The sequence below is a fragment of the Psychrobacter sp. GW64-MNA-CIBAN-0177 genome (assembly GCF_040309585.1).
Lineage (GTDB): Bacteria > Pseudomonadota > Gammaproteobacteria > Pseudomonadales > Moraxellaceae > Psychrobacter > Psychrobacter okhotskensis.
The window spans coordinates 1-260 of record NZ_JBEOOY010000370.1; the positions used below are offsets into that span (position 1 = coordinate 1).

The 260-nt window shown below is 38.1% G+C and carries 1 protein-coding gene; it reads left to right on the forward strand.

The window, feature by feature from the left end; all coding sequences use genetic code 11:
* Nucleotides 1-186, forward strand: a 186-nt coding sequence (locus tag AAEY79_RS15490) for a prolyl oligopeptidase family serine peptidase (protein WP_352289431.1), incomplete at its 5' end; no start/stop codon positions are given.
* Nucleotides 187-260 lie beyond the last annotated feature (74 nt).

Genomic DNA, 260 nt, shown 5'->3' on the forward strand with positions numbered 1-260 from the left:
GAAGAAGATGAACGTGCACCCATAGAGCAATTTGAAGCAATGGAAAAAGCCTTAAATCAAGCCAATTACCCATTCCAAAAAGAAATCTGGGAACAAGAAGGTCATGGCTTCTACAATGCCGAAAATCGCGCTAAATATTATGAAATAATGCTTAAATTCATCAAAGAGAATCTAAACGTTAAATAGTCATAGCCAAAGCGTTTACACCTCAAAAAGCCGATACCCGACTAAAAGGGTCGGCTTTTTTATCGTCTACAGTG